Here is a 14,429-nt window from a genome sequence, read left to right as displayed (position 1 = left end):
CCGGTGGAGAATGCGGAACCGGGCTGGCCGGTTCCTGCGTTTTACGGTGTATCGGTGACAACTGCACGGCGCGACGGGACTGCGTGACGATGTGCCGGGCCGGTGGCGCTGCAGCTGCCGCAGCGGGCGCGGAACACGTCGCCGCGCGGCAGGCGCGGCGAGGTCTTGCTGCGATCAGGCATCCAGGCGCTTGGAGCCTGCCGCCAGACCGGCCTTGAGGCTGGCCTCGACGAATTCGTCCAGGTCGCCGTCCAGCACTTTCTGCGTGTCGCTGCGTTCGATGCCGGTGCGCAGATCCTTGATGCGGCTCTGGTCGAGCACGTAGTTACGGATCTGGCTGCCCCAACCGATGTCGGACTTGGTGGCTTCCAGCGCGTCGCGCTCGACGTTGCGCTTCTGCACTTCCAGCTCGTACAACTTGGCGGCCAGCATCTTCATCGCGTTGTCGCGGTTCTGGTGCTGGCTGCGGCCGGTCTGGCAGGCGACCACGGTATTGGTCGGGATGTGCGTGATGCGCACTGCCGATTCGGTCTTGTTGACGTGCTGACCACCGGCGCCCGATGAGCGATACACGTCGGTGCGCAGATCGGCCGGGTTGATGTCGATCTCGATGTTGTCGTCCACTTCCGGCGACACGAACACCGAGGTGAAGCTGGTATGCCGGCGGTTGTCCGAATCGAACGGCGACTTTCGCACCAGCCGGTGCACGCCGATCTCGGTCTTCAGCCAGCCATAGGCGTACTCGCCCTCGATGCGGATCGTGGCCGACTTGATGCCCGCGACTTCGCCGCCGGACACTTCCATCAGCTCGGTCTTCCAGCCGCGCGACTCGGCCCAGCGCAGGTACATGCGCAACAGGATTTCGGCCCAGTCCTGCGCCTCGGTGCCGCCGGCGCCGGCCTGGATGTCGACGAACGCGTTGGCGCCGTCCATCTGGCCGGAGAACATGCGCTGGAATTCCAGCTTCTCGACATGGGTCTGGTACTTGTCCAGATCGGCGATCACCGCCACCGCGGTGTCCTCGTCCTGCTCGCTTTCGGCCAGTTCCAGCAGATCGGCCGCATCGCTCAGGCCGGCCAGCACATCGGCGATGCCGATGACGGTCTTTTCCAGCAGCGAGCGTTCGCGGCCCAGGGCCTGCGCGCGCTCGGCGTCGTTCCACACATCGGGGCTCTCAAGCTCCCGGCTGACTTCTTCTAGACGCTCTTTCTTGACGTCGTAGTCAAAGATACCCCCTGAGCGAGAGCACGCGATCGTTGAGATCGGTGATGCGCTGGCGGATCGGATTGGTTTCGATCATGACGGACTTCCGGCAAACAAGCTGGCTAGTTTAGCAAGCGGGCGACGGTGGCGGAACGCGGTGGCGATCGTGACGGGCCGCAGTTTCGTGCCGGCGGTGGACGTCATGGCCAGCACTGCAAGCTCAGACCGGAACAAGGCAGCCAGGAGGCGGCTCAGATGACGAGCGCCTGGGCCCATCTGCCACTGCAAAGCCCTCGGTGCGATCGCAGGGCTGACAGCCTGGACAACCGTCAGCCCTGTGCGGCCTCGACACGCTGCGGCGTAGACGCCTGCCCTGCCATCGCCCGTAACGCGGCCAGGTAACGGCGACTGCACGGCAGCACGGTGGCGTCGGCCAGGTGCACGCGGGCGTCGCCGGATTCCAGCGGCTCGATCGCCTGTACGCGTGCCAGCTGCACCAGATAGCTGCGGTGGATGCGCACGAACACGGCCGGATCGAGCCTGGCCTCGATCGCGGCCATCGTGCTGCGCAGCGGGTAATCGTGGCCGCGCACATGCAGATTTACGTAGTTGCCCGACGCCTGGATCCATTCGATGTCGGCGGTGGCGACCAGGAAGTCGCGCCCCAGCTTGCGCACCAGAAAACGTTCCGGACGGTCCAGCGGCTCGACCGGCGGGCCTTCGTCCGGGGCGGCCAGCAGATGTGCCTCGCCCTGCCGACGCCGGCCATACCATGCCAGCGCATGCCGTAGCGCCACCAGCAAGGCAAAGGTGCGCAGATCCTTGGAGAGTTCGTACAGCCACTGCAACCGCAAGGCACCGAAATCGTAGTGCGCACCGACCGCCAGATAGACCAGCTTGCGCAGCAGCACCATGCCGCTCACGTGCAGCAGCCACCAGACGAGTGCGGCCGCAAGATAAAGAGGAACGCGCCGCCGCCAGACATCGGCATGCAGTGGCCAACGCGTGCAGAGCCAGATCAGCGGCGGCAAGAGCAGCAGTGAGACGGTCGCGCTGCTCAGCTCCCAGGTCAGCACCTGCCACAGCAGCAGCGGCTGACCGTCGCGCCGTGCCGCCAGCCATATGCTCGCAGTGTTGCCCAGCGCGCTGCCATAGAAAACCAGCAGCCAGATCAACGCTACCCAGCGCCTGCCCGCGCCGGAATCGCTGTCGGTCTCGCGTGCGATAGCCCCGGACACAGGTGAATTCATCCGCGCATTCTATGCAAACCGCCCGCTTGCCGTCCCCGGTTCGTCCCTGTGGGACTGCAACTGGTCACTCGGGGACGGCATTGCCGCCCTTGGCGCAGCTGCTTGGGGCCTGCGTTGCCGAGGATGCGGGTATGCCTCCTGCCGACACCACCATGACCGAACGCCGTCACGATATCGATGCCTTGCGCGTCTTCGCCTTCGCACTGCTGATCCTCTATCACGTGGGCATGGCCTATGTGGCCGACTGGGATTTCCATCTCAAGAGCGTGCACACCGCGCAGTGGCTGCAATGGCCGATGATCGTGCTCAACCGCTGGCGGATGCCGCTGTTGTTCATGATCTCCGGCATCGCGATCGGGCTGGCGCGGCAGCAGGCCAGGCCCTGGCATTTCGCCCTGCAACGCTGCGGGCGATTGCTGCCGCCGCTGTTGTTCGGCATGTTCGTGGTGGTCGCGGTGCAGGCTTATTGCCAGGGCGTGAGCAACGGCAAGGTCAGCCCAGGCTTCGGCAGCTTCCTGCTGCGCTACTGGCAGGTGCGGCCATGGCCGGCCGGCAGTTTCGATGGCTGGCAGCACGGCATCACCTGGAACCATCTGTGGTATCTGGCCTATCTGCTGCCCTACACCATCGCCTTGATGGCGCTGGTATCGCTGACCCGACCGCTGCGGTTGGCCGCGTGGCCGCGCTTACCCGCCGCGCTGGCGGTGCCGGCACTGCTGCTGTTGCCGATCCTGTGGGAAGCGTTCTGCGTGCTGTGGGTGATGCCGCGGCATCCGCCCACCCACGCGCTGTTTGGCGACTGGTTCGTGCACGCCGAATCGTTTCCGCTGTTCGTCCTGGGGTATCTGTTGGCACGCCGCGAACGCTTCTGGCAGCTGGCCGTACAACTGCGCTGGCTCACCTCGGTCGCCGCGCTGGTGGCGATCGGCACCGAACTGAGCATTCGCTATGCCAGCATCCAGGGGCAGACTGCGCAACTGGGTGCACCGCTGGCCGCGCTGCCGTGGGAGGCGATCGAACACAGCGCACGGGCTGCCTACACCTGGCTGGCGCTGCTGACGATTCTTGGCTGGGCCAGGCTTCGATTGAATCGCCCGTTCCCCTGGCTGCCGTACTGCACGGAGGCGGTGTTCCCGTGGTACATCCTGCACCAGAGCCTGATCATCGTGACGCTGTACTGGCTGATGCCGCTGCATCTGCATGCCTGGCTGGAGCCGGCGCTGGTGATCGCCGCCACCGTGATCGGCTGCCTGGCGTTGCATGAGTTTGCGATCCGCCGGGTGCGCTGGTTGCGTCCCTTGTTCGGATTGCGTGCGCGCAGGCCGCGCCTGGCGAGCGAGACCGACAGCGCGCCGGTGCCGTCATGAGAATGTTGCGCAGGCGTGTCCCGCTTCGGCATGCGACGTACTGGACGGCCCGTCGGCAGCAACGCAAGATGCCCGCCGGATACGCTCTTTCGAAGACACCATGCGCCCTACCCTGCTCGCCGCCACCTTGTTGCTCGCACCCGTCGCCGCCCTTGCCGATGCGCCGGTCGGCATCGCCTTCGATCACCAGGACTGGACCATCGCCTGCGACAACACCCGCACCTGCCGCGCTGCCGGTTATCAGCCGGATGACGACGGCAGCACGCCGGTGTCGGTCTTGCTGACGCGCAAGGCCGGTGCGGGGCAGCAGGTCACTGCTGAGTTGATGCTAGGCCAGTACGACGAGGTCAAGATGCCGGCATCGCTCACCTTGCGCATCGACCAGCGCGACCTGGGCAAGCTGGCATTGAATCGCGACAGCGGCACCGCCCCGCTGACCAGCGCGCAGGTGACCGCACTGCTGGCCGCACTGACCCGCAGCAGCAAGATCGTGGCGCTCGGCAACGATGGTCGCCGCTGGCAGCTGTCCGACCGCGGCGCCGCAGCGGTGCTGCTGAAGATGGACGAGTTCCAGGGCCGGCTGGGCACGCGCGGCGCCCTGGTGCGCAAGGGCGATCGCGACGAGGCTGCAGTGCTGCCGGCCGTGCCCGCACCGCAGGTGCGAGCGGTCAAACTCGCAGCAACGCAAGCAGCCGATGCGCGCCTGGGCACGCTGCCGGCGTTGTACCAAGCGCTGCGTGCCAGCTTGCCGGCCGATGAGGAATGCAAGGGGCTGCAGGCTGGCGATGCAGCCGAGCCGCTGTCGGTTACCCGGCTCAGCAGCGACAAACTGCTGGTCTCGACCGACTGCTGGATGGGCGCCTACAACATCGGCACCGGTTTCTGGGTCATCAATGCACGTCCGCCGTTCGCGCCGACGTTGGTGACCACGCACGCCAGCGATATCGACGGCTCCACCATCCTTGCATCGCAGAAGGGACGCGGCCTGGGTGACTGCTACAGCGAGTCCAGCTGGACCTGGGACGGCCGCCGTTTCGTGCCGACCTCCGAATCCACCTCCGGCCTGTGCAGATTGGTCGCCGCTGGCGGAGCGTGGGAATTGCCGACCTTGGTGACCGAGGTCAAGAAGGCGCCCTGACCGAGGCGAGGACTGTGCGAGCGTGCGCTTGCACTGTCTTGCAAGATGCCTTGAGCGACGAACGAAACTACTTTGCCGCCATCATCAGGCAGGCGCCACTTGCGGCATGTATCACCACGTACATGCCGGCTGTGGGTGCGCCGTCCCGTGCAGAGCGGTTGATGTGCAGCCTGGCTGCAGGGCCGCGCTGTCGCCCCTGCCGAAGCAAGCGATTGACAGCCGCGCGCTCAGCCCGTGACTGTCGCCGGCTCGCAGTGCTCGACGATCAACTGCACCGCGGTGCCGCCGCGATAGTCGTCGCTGACCAGGCGGTACGCCAGCCGCACCATACGTGCCGGCTCGCTGCCGCGCCAGCCGTTGAAGTGGATGGCGTTGAGCGGTTCGGCACGGCCGGCGCAGCGCAGCGTGAGCTTGAGATGGCGTTCCTTGAGCAGGCGCCATTGCAGCACTTCGAACTGACCATCGAACAGCGGCTCGGGAAAGCCCTGCCCCCACGGCCCGGCCACGCGTAGCGCCTCGGCATGCAGGTGATCGAGTTCGTGCGCGGCCAGTTCGCCATCGCTGTGCAATTCGGCATGCAGCAGCGAGGCGTCGACCATCGCCTGTACCTGGCGCTGGAATGCCTGTTCGAAGGTCGCCAGCGCGGCATGCTCCAGACTCAGCCCGGCGGCCATCGCATGCCCGCCGAACTTCTGGATCAGGCCCGGGTGGCGCGCATCCACTGCCGCCAGCACATCGCGGATATGCAGGCCGGGGATCGAGCGTGCCGAACCACGCAGCTGACTGCTGCCCGGCTCGGCCGGCGCCAATGCAATCACCGGGCGATGCAGGCGGTCCTTGAGCTTGGAGGCCACCAGGCCGATCACGCCCGGGTGCCAGTCGGCATCGAACAGGCATGCGGCGATCGGCAACGCGCCATCGGCATCCAGCACCACCTTGGTGACGACCTGTTCGGCATCGTCGGTCATCAATTGCTGCACCGCGCGGCGCTCGGCGTTGATCTCTTCCAGCATGCCGGCGATCTCGCGCGCCCGGTTCCAGTCCTCGCTGAGCAACAGCTCGATGCCCAGCGCCATGTCTTCCAGCCGGCCGGCTGCGTTGAGACGCGGGCCCAACGCAAATCCGATATCGCTGGCGCTCAGGCGCGCCACGTCGCGGCCGCTGGCATCGATCAAGGCGCGCAGGCCGATGCAACCCTTGCCCTCGCGCAGGCGGCGCAGGCCGGCCGACACCAGCGCCCGGTTGTTGGTGTCCAGCGGCACCAGATCGGCGACGGTGCCGACTGCCACCAGGTCCAGCAATACCGACAGATCCGGCTCGGCGCGTTCGGCGAAGGCGCCGCGCGCGCGCAGCACACCGCGCAAGGCCATCAGCACATAGAAGATCACCCCGACCCCGGCCAGGGATTTGCTCGGGAAGCGATCGTTGGCCAGATTCGGATCGACGATCGCATCGGCCGGCGGCAATATCTCGCCAGGCAGGTGATGGTCGGTGACCAGCACCGTCCAGCCACGCGCCTTGGCCGCAGACACGCCGGCGTGGCAGGCGATGCCGTGATCGACCGTGACCAGCAGATCCGGCTGCAATGCGGCCAGTTCCTCCACCAGTGCCGGCGATAGGCCGTAGCCATGCACCATGCGATTGGGTACCGCGTGATGCACATCCAGCGCGCCGAGCATGCGCAAGCCACGCACGCCGACCGCACAGGCGGTGGCGCCATCGCAGTCGAAATCGCCCACCACCAGGATGCGCCGTTGCCGGGCGATCGCATCGGCCAGCAACTCGGCGGCCACGTCACTGTTGTGCAGCAACTGCGGCGACAGCAACTGACCCAGGCGCGGGTGCGCGCCGTGGGTATCGGTGACGCCGCGCGCGGCATAGATGCGGCGCAGCAGCGGCAACATGGCATCGGGCCAGCTGCCGGCCTGCCCGGGCGGGCGCCGGACGATCCGCGGGGTGGAGGTCATTGCGCCAGCTGTATGCGCGGCTTGCGCCAGAAACGCCAGCGTTGCGCATGCGTCAGCGACACGGTTTCGCCGTCCTGGAAATCCAGTACCAGCCGATCCAGTTCGCCACGTGCCATCGCCGCCAGCAACGGCGCCACCGCATCGTCGCTGAACTGCTGCAGCGAGCGCAGATGGCGCAGGTCCACCAACGCATCCACGCGTTGTTCGCCCTGCGCATCGGCACCGGCCGCCAGCGCCAGCGCACGCAGCAGCGATTCGCGGCTGCGTACCTGACGGTGCGGCGAGCTCACCGCATGCGGCAGCACGCCACCGCCCCAGAACCACAGCGAATTGATCGCCGGCTTGCCGCTGGCCACGCGGCCCTCGTTCCAGGGATGCTGATGCAGCAGCACCTGCGCCTCGGTCAGCAAGGCGCGCCAGCGCCGGCCGATCTCGCCGGCCGGCAGATGCTCGAACAGGTCGTCGCCGATCGCCAGATCCGGTGGCGCAAATTTCGGCAATTTGGCATCCGGCGACAACCGCAGGTACCAGCGCGCAGGCGTGGGCGCATCCAGCAGGAAGCCGGCATCGCCGAACATCGGCTTGAGGATGGGCAGCAACACCGCCAGGTCCTCGGCCGTGGGGCCGAGTGCCTCGCCGTAGCCCATCAAGCGCGCGCCCTGCATATCCGGCACCACATAGGCCGGATCGGCACGCACCCAGGTCGCACCCGCCGCATCGCCGGCATCGAGCTGGCGGGTCAACGCGGCCACCGGCCAGTGCGCAGGCGTCAGCGTGAAGTGGCGCTGCAGCTGAGCCACTTCGCCGGGCTCGGCACCGTGCTGGTCGGCACGCGCCAGTGCGCGTGCCACCGGCGTGTCGCCCAGTTCACCGGGCAGGCGGCGTTTTTCCGGCAGCAGCAGCGTGGCGGTGGTCATCGGGCGGTGGCGTCGTTCAATCCCGGCCCGTCAGTCCAGATAGGCAACGCTGACCACTTCGTACTCGCGCTGGCCGGCCGGCGCATCGATGGTGACCGAGTCGCCTTCCAGCTTGCCGATCAACGCACGCGCCAGCGGCGAGGAGATCGCGATCATGCCCAGCTTGATGTCCGCTTCCAGATCGCCAACGATCTGGTAGCGCTTCTCTTCGTCGGTCTCGGTGTCGGCCAGCGTCACCGTGGCACCGAACACGATCTTGGTGCCGGCCGACAGCTTGGTGATGTCGATGATCTCGGCATGCGAGAGCTCGCCTTCCAGCTGCTTGATGCGGCCTTCGATGAAGCTCTGCTGCTCGCGCGCGGCGTGGTATTCGGCGTTTTCCTTCAGATCGCCGTGCGCGCGCGCTTCGGCGATCGCGTTGATCACCGCCGGACGCTTGACCGACTTCAGCTGGTCCAGCTCTTCGCGCAGACGCTGCGCGCCCTTTGCCGTCATGGGTGCTCTCATGCTTCCAGCTCCTTGTGCAGTTCCTGCAGCGACCACACAGGGCCGGTGCCGCGGAATTCCAGCGAATGCACCAGCGCCTTGGCGCCGGCAACAGTGGTCGAATAGGTCACGCGATGCTGCAACGCTTCACGCCGGATCGAGAACGAGTCGGAGATGGCGGCGCGACCTTCGGTGGTGTTGACGATATACACGATCTCGCCGTTCTTGATCGAATCGACGATATGCGGGCGCCCTTCGGCGACCTTGTTGACGATCTCGCAGCTCAGCCCGTTCTGCTGCAGCCAGGCACCGGTGCCGCGCGTGGCGACCAGCGTATAGCCACGCTCCACCAGCGCCTGCGCCACCGGCAACACGCGCTGCTTGTCCGGATCGCGCACCGACACGAACGCCTTGCCCACCGGCGGGGCCTTGATGCCGCCGGCCTCCTGCGCGCGTGCGAACGCGGCGCTGAAGCTGCGGCCCACGCCCATCACCTCACCGGTGGAGCGCATCTCCGGCCCGAGGATCGGGTCCACGCCCTGGAACTTGGCGAACGGGAAGATCGCCTCCTTCACCGAGTAATAGCCCGGCACGATTTCCTTGGTGGCGCCCTGCTCGGCCAGCGTCTTGCCGGCCATGCAGCGCGCGGCGATCTTGGCCAGCGGCATGCCGATCGCCTTGGACACGAACGGCACGGTGCGCGAGGCACGCGGATTCACTTCCAGCAGGAACACCACATCGTCGCCGGCCTCGTTCACCTGCACCGCGAACTGGGTATTCATCAGGCCGACCACGTTCAGGCCTTCGGCCAGCATCACCACCTGACGGCGCAGCTCGGCCTGGGTCTTGGGCGAGAGCGAGTACGGCGGCAGCGAGCAGGACGAATCGCCCGAATGCACGCCAGCCTCTTCGATGTGTTCCATCAGCCCGCCGATCAGCACGTTGCCGTCCTTGTCGGCAATGATGTCCACGTCCACTTCCACCGCGTTGTCGAGGAAGCGGTCCAGCAGCACCGGCGAATCGTTGGAGACCTTGACCGCGTCACGCACATAGCGCGCCAGGTCGGATTCGCCGTAGACGATTTCCATCGCGCGGCCGCCCAGCACGTAGCTCGGGCGCACCACCAGCGGATAGCCGATTTCGCGCGCCAGCACCAGCGCTTCCTCGGCATTGCGGGCAATGCGGTTCGGCGGCTGCTTCAGGCCCAGCTTGTCGACCAGTTGCTGGAACCGCTCGCGGTCTTCGGCCAGATCGATCGAATCGGGCGAGGTGCCGATCACCGGCACGCCGTTGGCTTCCAGCGCGCGCGCCAGCTTCAGCGGGGTCTGGCCGCCGTACTGCACGATCACGCCCTTGGGTTTTTCCAGCTCGACGATTTCCAGCACGTCTTCCAGCGTCAGCGGCTCGAAGTAGAGACGGTCGGAAGTGTCGTAGTCGGTGGACACGGTCTCCGGGTTGCAGTTGACCATGATGGTCTCGTAGCCGTCATCGCGCAGCGCCAGCGCCGCATGCACGCAGCAGTAGTCGAACTCGATGCCCTGGCCGATGCGGTTGGGGCCACCGCCCAGGATCATGATCTTGTCGCGGTCGGTCGGCAGCGCCTCGCACTCGTCCTCGTAGGTCGAATACAGATACGCGGTGCTGGTGCCGAATTCGGCGGCGCAGGAATCCACGCGCTTGTAGACCGGGCGCACCTTGAGCGCGCGACGCAGCGTGCGCACCGACTCTTCGTTGGTGCCGGTCAACTCGGCCAGCCGCGCGTCGGAGAAACCGGCGCGCTTGAGCGTGCGCAGACGCGCCGCATCCAGTGCCGGCATGCCGTCATCGGCCAGTTGCTGTTCGTGGCTGATCAGTTCTTCGATCTGGTCCAGGAACCACGGGTCGATGAACGACAGCGCGTAGACATCGGCCACGCTCATGCCGGCGCGGAACGCATCGGCGACATAGAACAGACGCTCCGGGCCCGGCGCCTTGAGCTCGCGCTTGAGCGCGGCGATATCGTCTTCGCTGCTCAGATCCAGGCCGGTCGGGTCCAGCCCGATCTTGCCGGTTTCCAGGCCACGCAGCGCCTTCTGCAGCGATTCCTGGAAGGTGCGGCCCATCGCCATCACCTCGCCCACCGACTTCATCTGGGTGGTCAGGCGCGCATCGGCCTGCGGGAACTTCTCGAACGCAAAGCGCGGGATCTTGGTGACCACGTAGTCGATCGACGGCTCGAACGAGGCCGGGGTCAGGCCACCGGTGATCTCGTTCTTCAATTCGTCCAGCGTGTAGCCCACCGCCAGCTTGGCGGCGACCTTGGCGATCGGGAAACCGGTGGCCTTGGACGCCAGCGCCGAAGAGCGCGACACGCGCGGGTTCATCTCGATCACCACCACGCGGCCGGTGGTCGGGCTGATGCCGAACTGCACGTTGGAGCCGCCGGTATCCACACCGATCTTGCGCAGCACTGCGATCGAGGCATCGCGCAGGCGCTGGTACTCCTTGTCGGTCAGCGTCTGCGCCGGCGCCACGGTGATCGAGTCGCCGGTATGCACGCCCATCGGATCGAGGTTTTCGATCGCGCAGACGATGATGCAGTTGTCCGCGGTGTCGCGGACCACTTCCATCTCGAATTCCTTCCAGCCCAGCACCGATTCTTCCACCAGCACTTCGGTGGTCGGCGACAGTTCCAGGCCACGGCCGACGATCTCGATCAGCTCTTCGCGGTTGTAGGCGATGCCGCCGCCGCTGCCGCCCAGGGTGAAGCTGGGACGGATGATGGTCGGGTAGCCGACCCGGGTCTGGATATCCAGCGCCTCTTCCAGCGTGTGCGCCACTTCGGCGCGGGGGCAATCCAGGCCGATCTCGCCCATCGCCACGCGGAACAGCTCGCGGTCTTCGGCCATGCGGATGGCTTCGCGCTTGGCACCGATCAGCTCGACGTTGTACTTCTCCAGCACGCCGTGGTCGGCCAGATCCAGCGCGCAGTTCAGCGCGGTCTGCCCGCCCATGGTCGGCAGCAGGGCATCGGGCTTTTCCTTGGCGATGATCTTCTCGACCGTCTGCCAGTTGATCGGCTCGATGTACACCGCATCGGCCATGTCCGGGTCGGTCATGATCGTGGCCGGATTGCTGTTGACCAGCACCACGCGATAGCCCTCGTCGCGCAGCGCCTTGCACGCCTGCGCGCCGGAGTAATCGAACTCGCAGGCCTGGCCGATGACGATCGGGCCGGCGCCGATGATCAGGATGGTTTTTAGGTCGGTGCGCTTTGGCATTTCTTTACTCGATTAGGAACATGCGGCAAGCCGCAGGTGCGGAAGAGTGGCCGCGGCGATCGCATCGCGACGCGGCGTGATAGTGCATCGGCTCGGCAGAGCCGAATGCCGGGTTCATCCGGCAGATCCATAGCCGAGGGCGCGCAGGGTGTGCTGCATCCATTGATACAGCCCGAAGGACGCGGCAAAGCTGCCCAGGATCAGCAGCCAGCCGATCCCGGAGGTCTTGCCCCAACGGCGTACCTTGTCCGGGTCGGTGTTCTGCATGCGGTGGTGAAAGGATCCCCCTCCAGCCACATAGCCGACACCGAAAACGAAGCACATCGGCACCAGCAAGGCCAGCTTCATGCCGCCGTGCAGCGTGATCGACTGTGCGCCAGCGCGTGCCTGCTCCAGCGGCATCCACACGCCCCAATATGTCAGCGCAACGCCCATCAGCACGATCAGCACACCCATCAAACGAGCGCTCATGCGCGCTTGGCATCCTTGGCCATCAACTCCACGAACCTGTCGAACAACGGCCCCACATCGCGCGGGCCCGGCGAGGCTTCCGGGTGGCCCTGGAACGAGAACGCCGGTGCGTCGGTCAGCGCGATGCCCTGATTGGTGCCATCGAACAGCGACCGATGGGTCACCCGGACATTGGCCGGCAGCGTGCTTTCGTCGACCGCAAAGCCATGGTTCTGCGAGGTGATCATTACCCGCCCGCCGTCCAGATCCTGCACCGGATGGTTGGCGCCGTGATGGCCGGTGGTCATCTTGACCGTGCTGGCGCCGGCGGCCAGCGCCAGCAGCTGATGGCCCAGACAGATGCCGAAGGTGGGCACCTGCCTGGCGATCAGTTCCTGGATGGCGCTGATGGCGTAATCGCAGGGCTCCGGGTCGCCCGGGCCGTTGGACAGGAACACACCGTCGGGCTGCATTGCCAGCACCTCGGCCACTGGCGTGCGCGCCGGCACCACGGTGACGTCGCATCCACGGTCGGCCAGCATGCGCAGGATGTTGAGCTTGACGCCGTAATCGTAAGCAACAACCTTGTGCTTCAGCTCGGCGCGCACGAAGGTGTCGGAATTCAGATCCAGCGAGCCTTCCTGCCAGCTGTAACTGGTCTCGGTGGAAACCACCTTGGCCAGGTCCATGCCCTTCAGGCCGGGGAAGCTGCGCGCGGCTTCCAGCGCCTTGGCGACATCGATCTCGCCGGCCATCAGTGCGCCGTTCTGGGCGCCCTTCTGCCGCAACAGGCGGGTCAGCTTGCGGGTGTCGATGCCGGAAATGGCCACCACACCGCGGGCCTGCAGCCACTCCGGCAGTGCGACTTCGCTGCGCCAGCTGCTGGGGCGACGCGGCACGTCGCGCACGATCAGGCCGGCGGCCCAGATCTTGCTGGCCTCGTCATCCTGATCGGTAAAGCCGGTGTTGCCGATATGCGGATAGGTCAGCGTGACCATCTGGCGGGCGTAGGAGGGATCGGTCAGGACTTCCTGGTAACCGGTCATGGCGGTGTTGAACACCACTTCGCCGACGGAAAGCCCGTTGGCGCCTACGGATTCGCCCTCGAACACGGTGCCGTCTTCGAGGACAAGGATTGCGGGTTGGGTCACGTGGGGGTCTCGCTCTGGCTGCCTGGGACTCCGATGCGCTTCCGGCCAAATTCCGGTTGCAGCAAAGCGCGGACGCGGTGCTGAGGACCGGTCCGACGCTGGTTCGGGCAAGCGAGAATTGTAAAGGCAAGTGCCCCGGCATGCCAGCCTGGAGAACACCGGTCGCCGCAGTGCCACCGCAATGGCGGGATGAATGCGCCACCGCGATCACTCGCCATTCATGCGCGGCGACGCGCCGGCTTACAGCACCAGATCGCGCACGCGATAGCTGCCGGCCGGCTTGCCGAGCAACCGCTTGGCCGCATGCAGGGCACCGCGCGCGAAGATGTCGCGGTTGGTGGCGCGGTGCACCAGCTCCACCCGCTCGCCCAGCCCGGTGAACTGCACCGTGTGCTCGCCGACGATGTCGCCGGCGCGCAGGCTGGCAAAGCGCGGCTGCGCGCCGCTGCCGGTGGCCGCCTCCCCCAGCGTCAGTGCGGTTCCGGAGGGTGCGTCCTGCTTGTGCACGTGATGCGCCTCGACGATGTCGCAATCCCAGCCCGGCAGGCTGCCGGCGGCACGCTCCACCAGTTCGGTCAGCACCGCAACGCCCAGGCTGAAGTTGGACGCCCACACCAACGGGATCTGTTGCGCGGCCTCCAGCAACGCGGCGCGCTGCGCCTCATCCAGACCGGTGGTGCCGGACACCAGCGGTTTGCCGCGCTGCGCGCACAGCGCCAGGATCGGTGCGAAGCCCTGCGGCAGGCTGAAGTCGATTGCCACATCGAAGGCCGGCGCACCGCCGAGTTCGCTGGCGGCAAAGTACGGCACGCCGTCCACCACGCGCTGCGAAGGCGAGCGCCCCACCACCGCACCGACGACGTGCAGCGCCTCGTCTTCGGCAGCCAGGCGCAGCAATGCCTTGCCCATCCGCCCGGAGGCGCCGTGGATCAGAACTTTCACAGGAGACGGTGTCATGGCGGCAGGCCTAGCTGGGCGATGGGGTTGTACAAGATAGCCGGGATTGGGGAGTTGGGATTGGGGATTGGTTGGGGGCGGGAGTCGGGAATGGGGACTGGGGAATCGTTAGAGCGCGTGCGGGTGTGCACGTTTTACGTGCGGTGGCGCTTTGGCTTGGTGATATCCGCGAGGTGTGCGTGGTGGTTGATTGCTGAGTTGGGGGCGACACGGCTTGGCCGGCAGGTGTGGGTTGGCGCCATGCGTGTTCGACGTCGGTATACGCATGGCACACGCTGCAGCT

General features: G+C 66.5%; 11 protein-coding genes. 2 read left to right on the top strand and 9 right to left on the bottom strand.

Annotated elements, in window-relative coordinates; translation table 11 throughout:
- Positions 1 to 174: 174 nt before the first annotated feature.
- Both prfB and AC06DU_RS09685 read right to left on the bottom strand, forming a co-directional pair.
- A protein-coding gene (gene prfB, locus AC06DU_RS09690) for a peptide chain release factor 2 (protein WP_102252050.1) occupies positions 175 to 1,300 on the bottom strand; the annotation gives its coding sequence in 2 pieces (ribosomal slippage) (positions 175 to 1,224 and positions 1,226 to 1,300; 1,125 coding nt in all).
- A 232-nt stretch (positions 1,301 to 1,532) separates the two neighbouring features.
- Positions 1,533 to 2,453, bottom strand: coding sequence for a LytTR family DNA-binding domain-containing protein (locus AC06DU_RS09685; RefSeq protein WP_478204251.1), 921 nt, complete (start codon positions 2,451 to 2,453; stop codon positions 1,533 to 1,535).
- Between the two features lie 152 nt (positions 2,454 to 2,605).
- Between AC06DU_RS09685 and AC06DU_RS09680 the strand changes: the two genes are divergently transcribed.
- Entirely contained in the window at positions 2,606 to 3,820 is a 1,215-nt protein-coding gene (locus AC06DU_RS09680) for an acyltransferase family protein (RefSeq protein ID WP_478204402.1), read from the top strand.
- A 100-nt stretch (positions 3,821 to 3,920) separates the two neighbouring features.
- Entirely contained in the window at positions 3,921 to 4,958 is a 1,038-nt protein-coding gene (locus tag AC06DU_RS09675) for a DUF1176 domain-containing protein (protein ID WP_478204250.1), read from the top strand.
- 227 nt (positions 4,959 to 5,185) lie between these two features.
- On the opposite strand, the gene recJ is transcribed toward AC06DU_RS09675, so the two are convergent.
- From recJ to dapB, 7 genes are all read right to left on the bottom strand, one after another.
- Entirely contained in the window at positions 5,186 to 6,925 is a 1,740-nt protein-coding gene (gene recJ, locus AC06DU_RS09670) for a single-stranded-DNA-specific exonuclease RecJ (protein WP_478204248.1), read from the bottom strand.
- Positions 6,922 to 7,842 (bottom strand): phosphoglycerate mutase, encoded by a 921-nt coding sequence (locus AC06DU_RS09665; protein ID WP_478204246.1) that lies wholly within the window; start codon positions 7,840 to 7,842, stop codon positions 6,922 to 6,924. Before AC06DU_RS09665 ends, recJ begins: the two co-directional genes overlap by 4 nt.
- Positions 7,843 to 7,872: 30 nt before the next feature.
- On the bottom strand, positions 7,873 to 8,337 hold the full coding sequence (gene greA / locus AC06DU_RS09660) for a transcription elongation factor GreA (RefSeq protein ID WP_024937720.1): 465 nt from the start codon (positions 8,335 to 8,337) through the stop codon (positions 7,873 to 7,875).
- Positions 8,338 to 8,345: 8 nt separating this feature from the next.
- Positions 8,346 to 11,588, bottom strand: a complete 3,243-nt coding sequence (gene carB / locus AC06DU_RS09655) for a carbamoyl-phosphate synthase large subunit (protein WP_435014753.1) — start codon at positions 11,586 to 11,588, stop codon at positions 8,346 to 8,348.
- A 114-nt stretch (positions 11,589 to 11,702) separates the two neighbouring features.
- Positions 11,703 to 12,059 carry a hypothetical protein gene (locus tag AC06DU_RS09650; protein ID WP_184551913.1) on the bottom strand — a complete coding sequence of 119 codons (357 nt, stop codon included), beginning with the start codon at positions 12,057 to 12,059 and terminating at the stop codon, positions 11,703 to 11,705.
- Complete coding sequence (gene carA, locus AC06DU_RS09645; RefSeq protein ID WP_039515060.1) at positions 12,056 to 13,189, bottom strand: glutamine-hydrolyzing carbamoyl-phosphate synthase small subunit; 1,134 nt, start codon at positions 13,187 to 13,189, stop codon at positions 12,056 to 12,058. The genes AC06DU_RS09650 and carA overlap by 4 nt, the downstream gene beginning before the upstream one ends.
- A gap of 240 nt (positions 13,190 to 13,429) precedes the next feature.
- Positions 13,430 to 14,146: a 4-hydroxy-tetrahydrodipicolinate reductase gene (gene dapB, locus AC06DU_RS09640; RefSeq protein WP_039521385.1), complete on the bottom strand. Its 717-nt coding sequence runs from the start codon at positions 14,144 to 14,146 to the stop codon at positions 13,430 to 13,432.
- Positions 14,147 to 14,429: the final 283 nt, after the last annotated feature.

The organism is Xanthomonas sp. NCPPB 3200 (assembly GCF_056393585.1).
Note: the sequence above shows the minus strand (reverse complement) of the source record. Positions and strands in the feature narration are given on the sequence as shown.

Bases quoted from the DNA above. Each gene is read 5' to 3' on its own strand.
- AC06DU_RS09685 (WP_478204251.1), bottom strand. From the start codon at position 2,453: ATGAATTCACCTGTGTCCGGGGCTATCGCACGCGAGACCGACAGCGAT.
- AC06DU_RS09680 (WP_478204402.1), top strand. From the start codon at position 2,606: ATGACCGAACGCCGTCACGATATCGATGCCTTGCGCGTCTTCGCCTTC.
- AC06DU_RS09675 (WP_478204250.1), top strand. From the start codon at position 3,921: ATGCGCCCTACCCTGCTCGCCGCCACCTTGTTGCTCGCACCCGTCGCC.
- recJ (WP_478204248.1), bottom strand. From the start codon at position 6,925: ATGACCTCCACCCCGCGGATCGTCCGGCGCCCGCCCGGGCAGGCCGGC.
- AC06DU_RS09665 (WP_478204246.1), bottom strand. From the start codon at position 7,842: ATGACCACCGCCACGCTGCTGCTGCCGGAAAAACGCCGCCTGCCCGGT.
- greA (WP_024937720.1), bottom strand. From the start codon at position 8,337: ATGACGGCAAAGGGCGCGCAGCGTCTGCGCGAAGAGCTGGACCAGCTG.
- carB (WP_435014753.1), bottom strand. From the start codon at position 11,588: ATGCCAAAGCGCACCGACCTAAAAACCATCCTGATCATCGGCGCCGGC.
- AC06DU_RS09650 (WP_184551913.1), bottom strand. From the start codon at position 12,059: ATGAGCGCTCGTTTGATGGGTGTGCTGATCGTGCTGATGGGCGTTGCG.
- dapB (WP_039521385.1), bottom strand. From the start codon at position 14,146: ATGACACCGTCTCCTGTGAAAGTTCTGATCCACGGCGCCTCCGGGCGG.